This is a genomic window from Arthrobacter sp. DNA4 (assembly GCF_024362385.1).
In the GTDB taxonomy this organism is placed as follows: Bacteria; Actinomycetota; Actinomycetes; order Actinomycetales; family Micrococcaceae; genus Arthrobacter.
Window position 1 is genome coordinate 4,052,813 of record NZ_CP101466.1, and the last position, 15,541, is coordinate 4,068,353.

Here is a 15,541-nt window from a genome sequence, read left to right on the forward strand (position 1 = left end):
GAACACATGGCCGGCATCGTAGACATTGATGGACACCCGACCTGGTTGGAGGACCGCGGCGGCAATGGCGCTCCACTGCTCCTGCTGCACGGCGGCCTCAGCAACAGTGATGCCCTTCTTGGCACTATTGGCACCGGACTCGCGGAACACTACCGTCTCATCGCATTCGACCGCCGCGGCCATGGATACACCGCCGACACCGATGCCGACTTCCATTACAGCGATATGGCGCGGGAGGCAGTCAGCGTCCTCGAGAGGGTGGCCGCCGGCCCCGCCCACCTCGTCGGCTGGAGCGACGGCGGCATCATCGCCCTCCTCGTGGCACTGGCGCGGCCGGACCTGGTGGCAAAAATGGTCATCATCGGCACCAACTACCACGTGGACGGCATCCATCGAGTGGACATGGACCCGGACTCGCCAGTGTTACAGGAGCTCGCCGGGGCCTACGCCGAGCGTTCTCCTGACGGACCCGGGCATTTTGAGGCGGTGGCCCGGAAAGGGATGCAACTGATCAGCACCGAGCCTTCGCTCACTACGTCCCAGGTCTCGCGGATACAGCAGCAAGTACTGGTGGCAGTGGGGGACGACGACATTGTGACCCTGCCTCATACCGTCTCCTTGTATGAGGCATTGCCCAATGGGCAGCTGGCGGTGATTCCCGGGGCGTCCCACGGCCTGCCGTTTGAGCAGCCCGCAATACTCACCAGCCTTATGCTTCCGTTCCTGGCGGCCGATGGGCCTCCCATGACCCTCATGCCCGTCAGGCGCCGCGCACGTTAGCCGGGAACGGCAAAAGGTCCGTTGGGGGCACACCGGAAACAGGTGTGGTCCCAACGGACCTTTTTGACTGCGGTCAGCACCGATAGCGCTGCAGAAAAAGCAGCGAGGCGAAGATTATTGAGACTGGCGTGCAAACTGCCTAAAGGGGCAGTGGCTGCTTACGACAACTAGCCGATGCGACGGTTGTCTACCTCGTCGTCATCGTCATCCAAATCATCCGCGTACTTATCCACATAAGCCGAATAGTCCGGTTCAACCGGCTCATTCGAGTAACGGCTCGTCGAACGACTGCCCGGACCCGTCAGCTCACGCTGAAGTGCCGAGTAGTCAGTGTTCGGGGAGTAGTACTTAATGTCCCGAGCCTGCTTGGTAGCTTTTGCCTTTTGACGGCCGCGCCCCATGGCGTGACCCCCTTTTGTACTTGGACCGGAGGTGGTCACCTTGGCGATCGGTGAGGCCCCGGAATGTTTGGTCAATTTGTCGTACACCTAGATTACATGCTTTCGGCGGGCCCTGCTTGCCGCCTCATGGCCCGGGCGCCCGCGTGGGGTACCATCACGCACCTGCGCCCGCGGGATTCCGGGATTTTTCTTCGGTAGAGTCACTTAAGAACTGCCGATTTTGTGTGGCCTTTGGCGAGCCGCGGTACCAAACCCAGGAGGATGCGCACCCGTGAACCACCAGGACATCCCGCCGAAACCAGCCTTGCCACCCCGGACCGGGAGCCTGCCAACAGTCCAGGGCGGGGACGCCGGTTCAGCACCCGCTCCGGAGTCTGTGACCTGGTCCCAGCCGCGGCAGGATCCCGGGCCCGAAAAGCGGGCCAACAGGAGGCCGGCGTTCTGGAAAGCGTTCCTCATCGTCGTCATCCTCGCCGTTGCCGGCTCGCTGGTGTGGCTCGCCGTGTGGCTGAACTCTGCTCCCGGCACCGACACAGCGAAAAGTGCAGCGCCGGGCGTGCTGCAGACCGCTGTGACCCCGCTTACCACTCCCCAGCCGCTGCCCCGGGACGGCGTTGCGCCGGCAGACTACGCGGTAGGTGACTGCTTCAAGGACTTCGATCCCCAGGCCTTGGCGTCCACGGTGGTGCCATGCGACACGGGCCATTCCGCACAGCTGGTGGCCACCCTCCACTACCCGGACAGCGCCAAGTATCCGGGGGCAGACCCGCTCAAGGCCAAGGCCCTGGAAGTGTGCCAGGCAGCAAAACTCGGCCCGGCGGCCAAGCAGTTCCAGCTGAACTACCAGCGCAGCTATCCCAGCAACACCAGCTGGGAGTCCGGGGACCGCAGGGTGGACTGCTACGTCACTGCCGACGGCGGCAACGTGATCAACGCGAGCGTGCTGCCCTGACGGCTAAACCGCCAGGGCAGCACTCCCATATCCAATCGGCCGGCTAGTCCTTCCGCCGCACTGAGAGGCCGGAGCTCGGGGCACCCGTCAGCGCGTCGACGTTGCCCTCGGTGAGTTCGCCCAGGTCAGCGGCGGTATCAACCACCACGGTGTCGCCGTCGCTGATCCCACCGGCAAGGATGGCCTTGGCCAGCCGGTCGCCGATCTCACGCTGCACCAGGCGCCGCAGCGGCCGGGCGCCGTAGGCGGGGTCGTAGCCGGACAATGCCAGCCATGCCTTGGCGCCGTCGGTGACTTCCAGGGTGAGGCGCCGTTCGCGCAGCCGCCGCCCCAGCTCCTCCACGTGCAGCTCCACGATGTGGGCCAGCTCGTCCACCGTGAGGGCGTCGAACAGCACCACTTCGTCGAGCCGGTTGAGGAATTCCGGCTTGAAGGACGCGTTCACCGTGGCCATGACCGCGTTGCGCTTGGCCGTGGCGTCCAGGGACTGGTCCACCAGGAACTGGCTGCCCAGGTTGGAGGTCAGCACCAGGATCACGTTGCGGAAGTCCACGGTGCGGCCCTGCCCGTCGGTGAGGCGGCCGTCGTCGAGCACCTGCAGGAGGATGTCGAACACCTCCGGGTGCGCCTTCTCCACCTCGTCCAGCAGCACCACGGAGTACGGACGGCGGCGGACGGCCTCGGTCAGCTGGCCGCCTTCCTCGTAGCCCACGTATCCCGGAGGGGCCCCCACCAGGCGGGCGACGCTGTGCTTCTCGCCGTACTCGGACATGTCGATACGCACCATGGCGCGTTCGTCGTCGAACAGGAAGTCCGCCAGCGCCTTGGCCAGCTCGGTCTTGCCGACGCCCGTGGGGCCCAGGAACAAGAAGGAGCCGGTGGGGCGGTTGGGGTCGCTGATGCCGGCCCGCGCGCGTCGGACGGCGTCGGACACTGCGGTCACGGCCTTGGACTGGCCGATCAGGCGCCGGCCCAGCTCCTCTTCCATGTGGAGGAGCTTCTGGCTTTCACCCTGCAGCATGCGGCCGTCCGGGATACCAGTCCAGGCGGAGATGACCTCGGCGATATCCTCCGCGGTGACTTCCTCCGCCACCATCTGCGCGGACTTGTCCGTCACGGCGGCCTCGGCTTCGGCAGCGGCGTTCACCTCGCGCTCAAGGGCCGGGATTTCCCCGTAGAGGATCCGGGACGCAGCCTCCAGGTCGCCCTCGCGCTGGGCCTTGTCAGCGGCGGAGCGCAGTTCGTCCAGCTTGGCCTTCAGGTCACCCACCCGGTTAAGGCCGGCCTTCTCCGCTTCCCAGCGGGCGTTCAGGGCCGAGAGCTCCTCTTCCTTGTCCGCCTTGTCGGCGCGAAGTGCCGCGAGCCGCTCCACGGATGCGGGATCCGATTCTCCGGACAGTGCCAGTTCCTCCATGGTGAGGCGGTCCACCTGGCGCCGCAGCTGGTCGATCTCCTCCGGAGCGGAGTCGATTTCCATGCGGAGGCGTGACGCGGCCTCGTCCACGAGGTCGATGGCCTTGTCCGGCAGTTGACGGCCCGAGATGTAGCGGTTGGACAGGGTGGCGGCGGCCACCAGGGCGGAGTCGGCGATGGATACCTTGTGGTGTGCTTCGTACCGTTCCTTCAGGCCGCGAAGGATGCCGATGGTGTCCTCCACGCTGGGCTCGCCCACGTACACCTGCTGGAAGCGGCGTTCCAGGGCCGCGTCCTTCTCGATGTTTTCGCGGTACTCATCCAGGGTGGTGGCACCGATCAGGCGGAGCTCACCGCGGGCCAGCATGGGCTTGAGCATGTTGCCGGCGTCCATGGAGGAATCACCGGTGGCCCCGGCACCCACCACGGTGTGGATCTCGTCGATAAACGTGACCACCTGCCCCTCGGAGCCCTTGATCTCCTCAAGGACCGCCTTCAGCCGCTCCTCGAACTCGCCGCGGTACTTGGCGCCGGTCACCATCGACCCAAGGTCCAGGGAGATGAGCGTCTTGCCGCGCAGGCTTTCGGGGACGTCGCCGGCCACCATCCGCTGGGCCAGGCCCTCGACGACGGCGGTCTTGCCCACGCCCGGTTCGCCGATCAGCACCGGATTGTTCTTGGTGCGCCGGGACAGCACCTGCACCACGCGGCGGATCTCGGAGTCGCGCCCGATCACAGGGTCCAGTTTGCCGGCGCGGGCCATGGCAGTAAGGTCCGTGCCGTACTTCTCCAGGGCCTGGAAGGTGTTTTCGGGGTCGGGGCTGTCCACCTTGCGGTCGCCGCGAACGCCGGGGAGGGCCGCGAGCAGCGCCTCCCGTGAGGCACCGGCTTCACGCAGCAGGCGTGCAGCAGCATCATTGCCGGCGGAGAGGCCCACCAGGAGCACCTCGGTGGAAACGAAGGAATCGCCCAGCCGGTCCGCTTCCTCCTTGGCGTGCTGGATAGCCTGCAGGGCCGGGCGGGACAGCTGCGCCTGCTGGCTGGAGCCGCCGGAGGTGGCGGGCAGGGCCTTGATGGCGCTGCTGGCCTGGACGCTGACGGCGTCCGGGTCCGTGCCGGTGGCGCGGAGGAGCGCAACGGCGACGCCCTCACGCTGGTCCATCAGCGCTTTGAGGAGGTGGGCTTACTCAACCTGCGGGTTGCTTACCGTCGAGGCGTTCATTGCCGCCGCGGAAAGAGCCTCCTGGCTCTTGGTGGTGAATTTGACGTCCAAAGAGAGCTCCTTTCGGGGGCTTGTTGACTAAGTTGAGTGTACTACGCTCAACTTTGCACGGCGAGGTTCCCCTGCCATGTTTGCCCACGGCGAAACGGCTGTCCAGAGCCGGAAGTCCTTCCGGCCCACCGGCCGGTCCGCACCGGCCGGTCCTGGCGCTATGTGCCGTACACCGACACGGCGGCGGCCTTGACTACGAAGTGCACCGTCATCCCGGGAGCAAGGCCCAGGTCCGCAGAGGCAGCCGGCGTGATGTCGGCGGCCAGGCTGCCGGCGCGGACGCGGATCTGGTCTCCATGGGGCTCGAGGTCGGTGATGGTCACGGCAAAAGAGTTCCGCGGGCTTCCGTGGGCGTCGTCGAGGAACACGGACACGGCCGACGGCGGGAACACGGCCACGCCCGGACCGCCCGGCCCGGGCAGCCGGCCGGGTTCCCCGGAGTCGTCCAGTTCTTCGTCGCGCCCCGCGATCCGCAGGCCCTGGCTGGTGCGCACGCCAGCGCCGTCGAGGGCGCCGGGGATGAAGTTCAGTCCGGCAAGTCCGGCAGCAAAGGAGCTGCGCGGTCGTTCCAGCACGGCACGCGTGGGCCCCTCCTCTGCAACCTTCCCGTCTTCCAGGATGACCACGCGGTCCGCGAGCACCAGCGCATCCAGGACATCGTGCGTGACGATGATGGCTTGCCGCCCCGCAAGGACCCGTTTGAAGAGGCGACGCAGCAGCGGTGCGGAATGGATATCCAGGGCGGCCAGCGGTTCATCCAGCAGCAGGAGTGCGGGGTCGGCGGCGAGCGCGCGGGCCACGGCAACACGCTGGGCCTGGCCGCCGGAGAGTTCGGCGGGACGGCGCCCGGCGAGATGCTCCGCTTCCACATCCGCCAGCCAGCGCAGGGCACGCGCCTTCGCATCCCGCTGGGGGACGCCGGCGCTGCGCGGCCCGAACGAGACGTTGTCCACCGCGCTCAGGTGGGGAAAGAGCAGGGGTTCCTGGGCGAGCAGGGCGGTGCCGCGGTGATGGGGAGGCAGCCAGACGGGCTTTCCGCCGTCGAGGTCAAAGAGCGTCCTGCCGTTGAGTTCGGCCCGGCCGCTGTCCGGCCGCAGCAGGCCCGCGATGCTGGCCAGCAGGGTCGATTTGCCTGCGCCGTTGGGGCCCATGACGGCCACCGTTTCGCCCGGCCGGACGGCAAGGTCCACGTCGAAACCCCGCCCGGCCACGGCTGCGTGGAAGGACAGCGTCACCGGACGCCCCCTCCGGCCGGTGCGGCCGCCGTCGTCCGTTGTCCTGCTCCGGCACGTGCCGCTGCCGGCTGCCGGTACGCGAGCGCCACCACCGCGACGGCGACGGCCACCAGCACCAGGGACAGCGCGACGGCGGCGTCCGGGTCCGTTTCCCGCTGCAGGTAGATCTCCAGCGGCAGGGTCCGGGTGACCCCCTGGAGGCTGCCCGCGAAGGTCAGCGTGGCGCCGAACTCGCCCAGGCTGCGGGCGAAGGACAGGACCGCGCCGGAGGCCAGTCCTGGCAGGACCAGCGGGAGCGTGACGCGCCGGAAGACGGTGCCCGGGCGCGCGCCCAGCGTTGCGGCCACGGCCTCGTAGCGGGAGCCGGAGGTGCGAAGCGCCCCTTCCAGGCTGACTACCAGGAAAGGGAGCGCCACGAAGGTCTGTGCCAGGACCACCGCCGTCGTGGAGAAGGCGATGCGCAGCCCGAGCACCTCCAGGGTATGCCCCAGCAGCCCTTGGCGGCCGAACGTGTAGAGCAGGGCGATCCCGCCCACCACCGGGGGAAGCACCAGGGGCAGGAGCACCAGGGAGCGCAGCAGCCCCTGCAGCCGGAAGGAGTCCCTGGCGAGGACCAGGGCCAGGGGGACCCCCAGCAGGATGCACAGGAGGGTGCTCGCCGCCGAGGTCCGCAGGCTCAGCCCCAGCGCCGTCAGGGACGGCTCCGACGTCACCAGCGGGATGAACTGCGCCCAGTCAATGCGCAGCACCATCGCCAGCAGGGGAAGCACGACGACGACGGCCGCCAGGACTGCGAGCGCACGGACCCACGCGGGGATGCCGGAGTAGGCGGCGGCCTGGGTGCGCGGCCGCGCCCGGGGCGGCCTCCCTGGCGGCTGTATCACTTGCTGCCCGGGCTGGGATTGGCCGGGCCGGAACTGCCCGGGTCGGAATTGCCCGGGCCCGAGCCGCCCGGACCGAACCCCGCCGCGGCGAGGACCTTCTGGCCCTCGGGACCGGTGACCAGGTCCACGAACGCCTGGGCGGTGGCCCTGTTCCGGCCGTTGGCGACGCCCGCAATCGGGTAGGTGTTGACTGCACTCCCCGCCTCCGGGAACTGGACGCCCGCCACTTTGGTCCCGGCAGCCTTGATGTCCGTGCCGTAGACCAGCCCCGCATCCGCCTCCCCGGAGGTGACCTTGCCCAGGACGTCAGTGACAGCGTTTTCCTCGCTAACCGGGCTCAGCGCGACCCGCGCCGCTTCCGCCACTTTGGCTGTGGCAGCACCGCACGGGACCTGGCGGGCGCAGGTCACCAGCTTGATGCCCGGCCGGGCCAGGTCCTGCAGGGATGCGACTTTCGCCGGGTTGCCCGGCGGCACGGCGATGGCCAGGGTGTTGGTGGCGAAGTCCTCCGGCGTGCCGTCGGTGAGGCCGGCGCCCTGCACCTTTTGCATGTTGGCCGTGTCCGCGGAGGCGAAGACGTCAACGGGCGCGCCCTGGTTGATCTGGCTGGCAAGGTCCGAGGACCCGGCGAAGCTCAAGGTGACCGTGGTGCCCGGATGTTCCGCTTCGAAAGTGTGCGCCAGTTCGGTGAAGGTCTGTTTGAGTGAGGCGGCCGCGAAAATCGTGATGGCGCCTGCCGGTTTAGTGCCGGAACCGGTGGCGGTGCCGGAACGTGTTCCCGCGTCCGGGCTGCCCGCCGGGGCGCAGCCGGACAGGACGACCGGCAGCAGCACAGCCAGTGCGGGGACGGCGGCCCGGAGGGTGGAAGCCGCGGACCGGACGGGTCGCCGACTCATGCGGTGGCCCGGCCCTTCGGCGACTCGATGATGACGGTCGTTGCCTTGACCACGGCGGTGGCCACGGCACCAGGCTCCAGCCCCAGCTCACGCACGGCTTCGCTGCTCATCAGCGAGACCACCCGGAAGGGCCCGCATTGCAGTTCCACCTGCGCCATGACCTTGTCCGTGATGACATTGGTAACCAGGCCCACGAACCGGTTCCGCGCCGAACTGCTGCCGCTCTTCGGGTCATCGGGGAGCTGGGCGAGCTTCTGCGCGTGCGTTGCCAGTTCCAGCCCGTCCACCGCCAGGCGGCCGGAGGGGTCCCGGAGCGCGGTGAGGGTTCCCTGCTCCGTCCACCGGCGGACGGTATCGTCGCTTACCCCCAGGAAACGGGCGGCCTCTGAAACGCGGATAAGTGCCATTCGGCGATTCTAGTCCGCACATGAGGGGTGCGGGCACGTTTTAAGACGCAGCAGCGGTCATGAACGTGCCACGCGGCTGAACGGCGTCCGCCGGAAGGGCAGCACTAGACTCCTTCCATGGCCATCTACATCGACCCGCCGCTGTGGCCTGCACACGGAACACACTTTTCGCACCTGGTCTCGGACGCGTCCCTGGACGAGCTGCACGCCTTCGCTGCCGCCGCGGGGATTCCGGAGCGGGCGTTCGACGGCGACCACTACGACGTGCCGGAACGCCGCTTTGATGACCTGGTGGCGGCTGGCGCGGTGTCGGTAGAGGGCCGGGTGCTGGTCCGCAGGCTCATTGCCAGCGGACTGCGGATCCCGGCACGCCGGCGGAACAAGTCATTGAAGGTCCCCCTCCTGAACCGCTGGGAAGCCATCATGCCGGGCCACGACGCCCTGTTCCTGGACCTGCTGGACCGGTGGAGCGAACCGCACCGCCACTACCACGGCTGCACCCACCTGCTGTCCGTGCTGGAGGCGCTGGACCTGCTCACCGAACCGGCTGAAGCACCGCGGACCGTGCTGCTGGCTGCCTGGTTCCACGACGCCGTGTACCGCGGCGCAGCGGGCATGGATGAGGAGGAGTCGGCACGGCTGGCAGAGGAACGGCTTGCCGACGCCTGCCTTCCGGAGGCAGAGGTGGCTGAAGTGGCACGCCTGGTCCGGCTGACCTCGGACCACCGGCCGGAACCGGGTGACGACGACGGCGCCCTCCTTTGCGACGCCGACCTCTCAATTCTCGGCGGCGAACCGGAGGAGTACGCCCGCTATGTTGCTGCCGTGCGGAAAGACTACGCGCACATCGGCGACGCCGACTTCGCAGCCGGCAGGGCCGCCGTCGTCCGCCACCTGCTGGAACTGGACCCGCTCTTCCGCCACCAGCGGGCCAAAGAACTGTGGCAGGACGCCGCGCACCGCAACCTGAACGGCGAATTGAAGTGAACGCGCCCGGCAGCAGCGAACGGCACACGTACTCCGCCAACGCGGCGCACCGGCAGCTGCCCTTCACGGTCCGGCTGGACTGGGGTCTGGATGGGGCCAGGACGGTGGTCTCCGGGGCCGACATAGCCGTGGTGGTGGACGTCCTGTCCTTCGGCACCTGCGTCAGCGTGGCATTGGACCGGGGCGCCGACGTCTTCCCCTACCGCTGGCGGGACACCACTGCAGAGGACTTCGCCGCCCACCACCAGGCCCAGCTGGCAGGCCCCCGGAACGGCGGCGGACTGAGCCTGTCCCCCGCCAGCCTCCGCGCGGCCGCCTCGCTGGAGCGGGTGGTCCTGCCCTCCCCCAACGGTTCTGAACTCTGCCATGCCCTGGCGGCGGAGGTGCCACTGGTGGCCGCAGTATGCCTCCGGAACGCCGCGGCCACGGCAGACTGGGTGGCCGCCAACCTTCCCGGCGATGCAGTGGTGGCGGTGATCGCCGCGGGCGAACGCTGGCCGGACGGCACCCTCCGCCCTGCCGTGGAGGACCAGATCGGAGCCGGAGCTTTCATCGCAGGGCTGGTGGCCTCCGGCAAGGGCGGCTATGAGGCCGGGGACGGCAGGCACGGCTATGCTCCGGAGGCAGTGGCGGCCATGGCTGTCTTCGAAGCGGCCGAGCCGCGCCTGCGCGAAACGCTCCAGCAGTGCGCCAGCGGCCGGGAACTGTCCGGAGCTGGCTACGCGGAGGACGTGGACATCGCCGCTGAGTTGGACGACAGCGACTCGGCAGCCATCCTGCGGGACGGGACATTCCGCCCGCTGTGACGGGACGGCACCTTTGACGGGAAGCCACCGCCCGGCAGTAAGCGGCGGTCCTGCGGGATGGGAGTCCTGCCTGGCGGTACTTCCTACCTGACGCGGTACGTCCCGCCTAGCGGTAGGTCCTGAGGGGATAGGTGCTCGCAAAAGGCGTGGTGCTGGGCACGATCTGCTTCCCCAGCGGCATCAGGGACACCGGAATGAGCTTGAGGTTGGCGATGGCCAGCGGGATGCCAACGATGGTCACAGCCATGGCGAACGCGGTCACCACATGTCCAATGGCAATCCAGATCCCGGCCACCAGCAGCCAGATCACGTTGCCCAGCAGCGGGAAGACACCTGTGCCGCCGGGCTTGTCCACCACCATCCGGCCAAACGGCCACAGCGTGTAGGCAGCGATCCGGAATGAGGCAATGCCCCACGGGATGGTGACGATCAGCAGGCAGCAGACCACACCCGCCAGGAAGTAGCCCAGGGCCAGCCAGAAGCCGCCAAAAACCAGCCAGATGATGTTCAAAAGTGTCTTCATGCCCCCATTGTGCCCTTGACCCCCTGACAAAAAGGCCTTCGGCCCAAAAGATCGGGGACATCCCTGATCCTCCCCTGACCCTGATCCGCCCGGGCCACCAGAGGCTTGGGCGGCTAAACCGTGGCAGCCGCTTTCGCAGCCTGGACGAACGCCCGGACCTTGGCCAGGTCCTTCACGCCGCGGGTCGCTTCAACGCCGGAGGAAACGTCCACGCCCCAGGCGTGCGCGGCGGCTGCTGCCTGGCCGACGTTCGCCGCCTCAAGGCCGCCGGCGAGCAGCCAGTTCCGTCCCTGAAGCACGGGCAGGGCCGCCACGGAGGCGTAGTCCCAGGACTCACCGGAGCCCGGTACGGCGGCATCGATCAGGAGCAGGTCCTCACCCCAGTCTTCGAACTCGTCCTGGCCCGCACCCATGGTGATGGCCCTGACCAGCTTCATGCCGGCGTCGTGCACTGTTGCCACGTCTGCGCGTGACCGGCCGCCATGCAACTGGATCCATTCCAGGCCCGCGGCCCGGGCGATGGCAATGGCATCGGCGGTGGGCTCGTCGCGGAAGACTCCGATCGGGGTGACGCTCTCCGGAACCCCGGCCAGCAGGGAGGCTGCCTGCGACGGTGAGACAACGCGGGGGCTGGCGGTGAGGACAAACCCCACGGCGTCTGCGCCGGCGTCCACTGCTTCGCGGACAGATTCGGGCGTGCTGAGACCACACACTTTGACGAACATTCCCGGGCTCCTTCAGGCTGTTTTCGTGTTGACCCCCCGGAGGAGATTAGCAGGGACCGGACACAACTGCGATGAGCGGTCCTGGCGGGGAACTAGGCTGGGCTGATGCAGATCATCCGCTTCGCTGACCTCAAGGCCGAACCATGGCGCAACGGCGGCGGGGTGACCAGGGAAATTGCCCGCCAGGCTTCACCCGACGGCGGGTGGGACTGGAGGTTGAGTATCGCGGACGTGGCCAAGGCAGGCGACTTTTCGCCTTTTCCGGGCATGGAGCGCGTCCTGACGGTCATCGAGGGCGAACTGCTGCTCCTCACCGTGGACGGCGCGGAACAGCCCCTGGAGAAGTACCGTCCGTTCCGGTTCGACGGCGGCGCCGCCACCGGGGCCAAGCTGCCCACGGGTGACATCCGCGACCTCAACGTCATCACCCGGACCGGGGCGTTCAAGGGCTTTACCTCCATCATTGAGCTGTCCAAAAAGCGCGCCCACCCCGTGTTCGAGGGGCAGTTGGGGGTTCTGCTGCAGGGACAGGCGAAGGTCAGCGAAAGCGCTGGGGAACCACTGGAGCTTGGTCGATACGACACAGTCGTGGGGTCGGACAGCGATTCCCCGGAAATCCTGGGCCGCGGCTTCCTGGCCGTGGTGTCCATCGACCCGAACGGCCCCACGGTCTGACTCCCGGCGCAGCTGGTGGGATTGGGCACCAACGGTGGAACCCGCCGTCGTGCCTTGCTACCTTGGAATTCAAGGCTCCGCACCGGAGCCTCCGGACGACGGTTCAGTACCCGGCACGCGACAAGACTGGCCAAAGGAACTGTCATGTCGTGGATAATCCTCATCATTTCCGGGGCGCTGGAGGCCGTCTGGGCCGCCGCCCTGCACCGCGCTTCCCAGGTTTCCGGAACCCGGCGGGTTGCCCCCACCGCCCTGTTCCTGGTGGCCGTGGCCGCCAGCACCGGCGGGCTTGCCGTGGCCATGCAATCCATCCCCACAGGAACGGCCTACGCCGTGTGGGTGGGCGTGGGCGTGGTCCTGACATCCGCCTACGCGATGGCCAGCAAGGTTGAACGGCCGACGGCGGCGCGCCTGCTGCTGCTCTCCGGAATCGCCGCGTGCGTGGTCGGCCTCAAGGTGGTGGCGTGATGTTGAAACGCAGCCTTCCGTGGCTGGTGCTGCTGGCCTCCGCCGTCCTGGAGGCGGTCTGGGCCACCGCGCTCGGCCTGTCCGACGGGTTCACCCGGCCCGTGCCCACCATCGTCTTCGCCGTCACCGCAACGCTCAGCATGCTGGGCCTCGGCATGGCCATCCGGAACATCCCGCTGGGCACCGCCTACGCCATCTGGGTGGGCATCGGCGCCGCGCTGACGGTGGGCTGGGCGATGGCCACGGGCGTTGAGCCCTTCAGCGTGGTGAAGCTGCTGTTCATTGCGGGGATCGTGGGCTGCGCCGCTGGCCTGAAAGTGTTGCCGGCCCAAAAAGATGCGCCGCGGGTGCGCAGCGGTGACTAGGCTTTTGCCATGCACTCCCCCGAGATCGCCATGGCCGTGGATGCGCTGCGGCGCCGGCTGCTGCCCGGAACGCGCACCATCCTGGGCATCGCCGGGGCGCCGGGGTCCGGCAAGTCCACCTTTGCCGCCTGGCTGCAGGAGCAGTTCAGCCCCGGAACCTCGGAAGTGGTGCCGATGGACGGCTTCCACCTAGGCAACGCGATCATCGAAGGGACCCCGCTCCGGCAGCGCAAGGGAGCCATTGATACATTCGACGCCGCCGGCTACCTTTCGCTGCTGCGCCGCCTGGCGCAGCGGGACGAGGCAGTGGTGTACGCACCAGAGTTCCGCCGCACCCTGGACGAGCCGGTGGCCGCCTCCATCGCCGTCCCGGCCGAAGTCCCGCTGGTGATCACGGAGGGCAACTACCTGCTGGCGGACCAGGAGCCGTGGAAGGAGGTGCGGGCGCAGCTGGACGAAGTGTGGTTCCTCGAAACGCCGCCCCCGCTCCGGCTGCAGCGGCTGGTGGACCGGCACATCTCGTTCGGCATGGAACGGGACGCAGCGGTTGCCTGGGCCACCGGGCCCGATGAAGCCAATGCCCGGCTGATCCAGGCCACCCGCCCGGCGGCTGACCGTGTCCTCCCTTGGCTGTAATTTTCAAAAGCAGGAAACGAACAGGAGAACCATGGCAAACGCACCCACTGAACCCGGCACCCCTGAAGCCGCGGGAACTGTCCAGCTCGGCGACGGACTGACCGTCAGCCGCCTGGGCTTCGGCGGCATGGCCCTCACGCCGGTCTACGGCGAGGTGGACCCTGCTGAGGCACTGCAGACCCTGCACCACGCCGTCGACGCCGGGGTCAGCTTCATCGACACCGCTGACATCTACGGCGGCGGCACCAACGAGGAGCTCATTTCACAGCTGCTCAAGGACCGCCGGCACGAAGTGCAGCTGGCCACCAAGTTTGCGCTGGTGGGAACCCCCACTGACGGCTACACGGATATCCGCGGCGACGCCCGGTATGTGCGCGAGGCCGTGGACCGGAGCCTGCAGCGGCTGGGAACCGACGTCATCGACCTCTATTACATGCACCGCCGCGATGTCCGCGTCCCCATCGAGGAAACCGTTGGAGCCATGGCCGAGCTGGTCAACCAGGGAAAGGTCAAGCACCTGGGCCTCTCCGAAGTGACGGCACAGGAACTGCAGGACGCATCGGCGGTCCACCCGATCTCGGCGGTCCAAAGCGAATGGTCCATCTGGAGCCGGGACGTGGAACGCAACGTGGTTCCAGCCGCCGCCGCCCTGGGCGTCGGCTTCGTCCCGTACTCCCCGCTGGGCCGCGGCTTCCTCACCGGAACCGTGGACACGTCAAGCCTGGGCGCCAAGGACTTCCGGCGGAACATCCCCCGTTTCGCTCCGGACGCCGCAGGCGCCAACCAGGCCGTGGTGGACGCCGTCCGGTCCGTGGCCGACCAGCTGCAGGCCACCCCGGCACAGGTGGCCCTGGCCTGGCTGTTGGCCCAGGGCAAGCGGCTCGGCCTGCCGGTCGTTCCCATCCCCGGTACCCGCAAGGCCGCCCGGATCGACGAAAACCTCGGCGCACTTGCCCTGGAGCTCACCCCGGCGCACCTGGAGGCGCTGGACGCAGCGTCTGACGCCGTCGTCGGCTCCCGTTCCGCGGACCCGACGTGGGTGTCCGAAGGGCGGGAATAGGGCGCGTTTCCCAAAGCCATCACACTGTACCTTTTGACCGATACCCCAAGGAGACCCATGACTGCCATCGTCCACTTTGAAGTCCAAATCGATCCCGCCCGCCGGGAGGACGCCGCCAAGTACCTCTCCGAAACCCTGGCCGCCACCCGGGAGTGGCCCGGCAACCAGGGGATCGAGGCTCTCGTTGACGACGCGGACCCGTGCCACATCCTGGTGGTGGAAACCTGGGCCACCACGCAGGACCACGACGACTACGCCGCCTGGCGGAACACGCCGGAAGGCAAGAGCGAGCTGCACGAGATCCTGGCCGTCCCGCCGTCCAAGCAGGTCTACTCCACCACTATGCATCTTGACCTGCAGCCGTCCGCGGGCTGACGAGCATGGACTCACTTCGATATGACCTGCCGGCCCTGACCATCCGCAGCATCTCCGTCAGCGGGATGGACAACAACGTGTACCTGCTGACCGCCAAGGAGAGCGGCGCGCAGGTGCTGATTGATGCCGCTGACGACCTCCCGGCCATCCGGCAACTGCTGGCGGACGGGGCTGCGGACACCTCTGCAGCTCCGCGGCTTGCCCTGGTGGCCACCACGCACCAGCATTGGGACCATGTGCGGGCCCTGAAGGAACTGGTGAAAGCCACGGGGGCGCGTACGGCAGCAGGGGCGGACGACGCCGATGCGCTGCCAATTGCCGCCGACCGGCGGCTCGGGCACGGGGACACGGTGGCCGTGGATGGCTTCGAGCTCACGGCGGTGCACCTGCGCGGCCATACGCCCGGCTCCATCGCGTTTGTCTATGAGGACCCGGAAGGACCTGCGCATATCTTCTCCGGCGACTCGCTGTTCCCGGGCGGTGTGGGCAACACGGAGAAGGACCCAGAACGGTTCAACCAGCTCCTGTCCGACGTCACGGAACGGCTGTTCGGCGCCTACCCGGACACCGCCGTCGTCCATCCCGGGCACGGCAAGCCAACCACGCTGGGTGCCGAGCGGCCGCACCTCGATGAGTGGCGCGCCCGCGGCTGGTAAATCCCCTTAAATGGCTGAGCGGGC

General features: G+C 68.1%; 18 protein-coding genes, 1 pseudogene and 1 riboswitch. Of the genes and pseudogenes, 11 read left to right on the plus strand and 8 right to left on the minus strand.

Annotation, left to right across the window (positions count from 1 at the left end; translation table 11 throughout):
• The first annotated feature begins 6 nt into the window (after window positions 1–6).
• Window positions 7–780, plus strand: coding sequence for an alpha/beta fold hydrolase (locus NMQ03_RS18770; protein ID WP_255173452.1), 774 nt, complete (start codon window positions 7–9; stop codon window positions 778–780).
• 167 nt (window positions 781–947) lie between these two features.
• On the opposite strand, the gene NMQ03_RS18775 is transcribed toward NMQ03_RS18770, so the two are convergent.
• Window positions 948–1,181 (minus strand): DUF3073 domain-containing protein, encoded by a 234-nt coding sequence (locus NMQ03_RS18775; protein WP_159635036.1) that lies wholly within the window; start codon window positions 1,179–1,181, stop codon window positions 948–950.
• 271 nt (window positions 1,182–1,452) lie between these two features.
• Here NMQ03_RS18775 and NMQ03_RS18780 point away from each other — a divergent pair, with 271 nt between their 5' ends.
• On the plus strand, window positions 1,453–2,133 hold the full coding sequence (locus tag NMQ03_RS18780) for a septum formation family protein (RefSeq protein WP_255173453.1): 681 nt from the start codon (window positions 1,453–1,455) through the stop codon (window positions 2,131–2,133).
• A 43-nt stretch (window positions 2,134–2,176) separates the two neighbouring features.
• On the opposite strand, the pseudogene clpB reads toward NMQ03_RS18780, so the two are convergent.
• The 5 genes and pseudogenes from clpB to NMQ03_RS18805 form a co-directional block, all read right to left on the minus strand.
• Window positions 2,177–4,819, minus strand: a pseudogene (clpB, locus tag NMQ03_RS18785) (ATP-dependent chaperone ClpB).
• 158 nt (window positions 4,820–4,977) lie between these two features.
• Entirely contained in the window at window positions 4,978–6,054 is a 1,077-nt protein-coding gene (locus NMQ03_RS18790) for a sulfate/molybdate ABC transporter ATP-binding protein (RefSeq protein ID WP_255173454.1), read from the minus strand.
• Window positions 6,051–6,938 carry an ABC transporter permease gene (locus NMQ03_RS18795; protein WP_255173455.1) on the minus strand — a complete coding sequence of 296 codons (888 nt, stop codon included), beginning with the start codon at window positions 6,936–6,938 and terminating at the stop codon, window positions 6,051–6,053. Before NMQ03_RS18795 ends, NMQ03_RS18790 begins: the two co-directional genes overlap by 4 nt.
• The gene (gene modA, locus NMQ03_RS18800) at window positions 6,935–7,834 is read right to left on the minus strand and encodes a molybdate ABC transporter substrate-binding protein (protein ID WP_255173456.1); all 900 of its coding nucleotides are present in this window, start codon (window positions 7,832–7,834) and stop codon (window positions 6,935–6,937) included. The genes NMQ03_RS18795 and modA overlap by 4 nt, the downstream gene beginning before the upstream one ends.
• Window positions 7,831–8,241 (minus strand): molybdopterin-binding protein, encoded by a 411-nt coding sequence (locus tag NMQ03_RS18805; RefSeq protein ID WP_255173457.1) that lies wholly within the window; start codon window positions 8,239–8,241, stop codon window positions 7,831–7,833. Before NMQ03_RS18805 ends, modA begins: the two co-directional genes overlap by 4 nt.
• Window positions 8,242–8,358: 117 nt before the next feature.
• Between NMQ03_RS18805 and NMQ03_RS18810 the strand changes: the two genes are divergently transcribed.
• Together NMQ03_RS18810 and NMQ03_RS18815 are read left to right on the plus strand one after the other, a co-directional pair.
• Window positions 8,359–9,228 carry a DUF4031 domain-containing protein gene (locus NMQ03_RS18810; protein WP_255173458.1) on the plus strand — a complete coding sequence of 290 codons (870 nt, stop codon included), beginning with the start codon at window positions 8,359–8,361 and terminating at the stop codon, window positions 9,226–9,228.
• A complete protein-coding gene (locus tag NMQ03_RS18815) occupies window positions 9,225–10,034 on the plus strand; it encodes a 2-phosphosulfolactate phosphatase (protein ID WP_255173459.1) in 810 nt (269 codons plus the stop codon). Before NMQ03_RS18810 ends, NMQ03_RS18815 begins: the two co-directional genes overlap by 4 nt.
• Before the next feature lie 106 nt (window positions 10,035–10,140).
• Here NMQ03_RS18815 and NMQ03_RS18820 read toward each other — a convergent pair whose 3' ends face one another.
• Together NMQ03_RS18820 and NMQ03_RS18825 are read right to left on the minus strand one after the other, a co-directional pair.
• A complete protein-coding gene (locus NMQ03_RS18820; protein WP_255173460.1) occupies window positions 10,141–10,557 on the minus strand; it encodes a YccF domain-containing protein in 417 nt (138 codons plus the stop codon).
• A 113-nt stretch (window positions 10,558–10,670) separates the two neighbouring features.
• On the minus strand, window positions 10,671–11,282 hold the full coding sequence (locus NMQ03_RS18825) for a phosphoribosylanthranilate isomerase (protein WP_255173461.1): 612 nt from the start codon (window positions 11,280–11,282) through the stop codon (window positions 10,671–10,673).
• A 105-nt stretch (window positions 11,283–11,387) separates the two neighbouring features.
• Between NMQ03_RS18825 and NMQ03_RS18830 the strand changes: the two genes are divergently transcribed.
• The 7 genes from NMQ03_RS18830 to NMQ03_RS18860 all read left to right on the plus strand — a co-directional run bounded on the left by NMQ03_RS18830 (window position 11,388) and on the right by NMQ03_RS18860 (window position 15,517).
• The gene (locus NMQ03_RS18830; RefSeq protein WP_255173462.1) at window positions 11,388–11,957 is read left to right on the plus strand and encodes a HutD family protein; all 570 of its coding nucleotides are present in this window, start codon (window positions 11,388–11,390) and stop codon (window positions 11,955–11,957) included.
• 69 nt (window positions 11,958–12,026) lie between these two features.
• Window positions 12,027–12,092, plus strand: a riboswitch (guanidine-III (ykkC-III) riboswitch).
• A gap of 9 nt (window positions 12,093–12,101) precedes the next feature.
• The gene (locus NMQ03_RS18835) at window positions 12,102–12,425 is read left to right on the plus strand and encodes a multidrug efflux SMR transporter (protein WP_255173463.1); all 324 of its coding nucleotides are present in this window, start codon (window positions 12,102–12,104) and stop codon (window positions 12,423–12,425) included.
• Complete coding sequence (locus NMQ03_RS18840; RefSeq protein ID WP_255175670.1) at window positions 12,425–12,790, plus strand: multidrug efflux SMR transporter; 366 nt, start codon at window positions 12,425–12,427, stop codon at window positions 12,788–12,790. The genes NMQ03_RS18835 and NMQ03_RS18840 overlap by 1 nt, the downstream gene beginning before the upstream one ends.
• A 9-nt stretch (window positions 12,791–12,799) precedes the next feature.
• Complete coding sequence (locus NMQ03_RS18845) at window positions 12,800–13,426, plus strand: nucleoside/nucleotide kinase family protein (protein WP_255173464.1); 627 nt, start codon at window positions 12,800–12,802, stop codon at window positions 13,424–13,426.
• A gap of 31 nt (window positions 13,427–13,457) precedes the next feature.
• Window positions 13,458–14,486, plus strand: coding sequence for an aldo/keto reductase (locus tag NMQ03_RS18850; RefSeq protein ID WP_255173465.1), 1,029 nt, complete (start codon window positions 13,458–13,460; stop codon window positions 14,484–14,486).
• A gap of 57 nt (window positions 14,487–14,543) precedes the next feature.
• The gene (locus NMQ03_RS18855; protein ID WP_255173466.1) at window positions 14,544–14,861 is read left to right on the plus strand and encodes a putative quinol monooxygenase; all 318 of its coding nucleotides are present in this window, start codon (window positions 14,544–14,546) and stop codon (window positions 14,859–14,861) included.
• 5 nt (window positions 14,862–14,866) lie between these two features.
• Entirely contained in the window at window positions 14,867–15,517 is a 651-nt protein-coding gene (locus tag NMQ03_RS18860; RefSeq protein WP_255173467.1) for an MBL fold metallo-hydrolase, read from the plus strand.
• Window positions 15,518–15,541 lie beyond the last annotated feature (24 nt).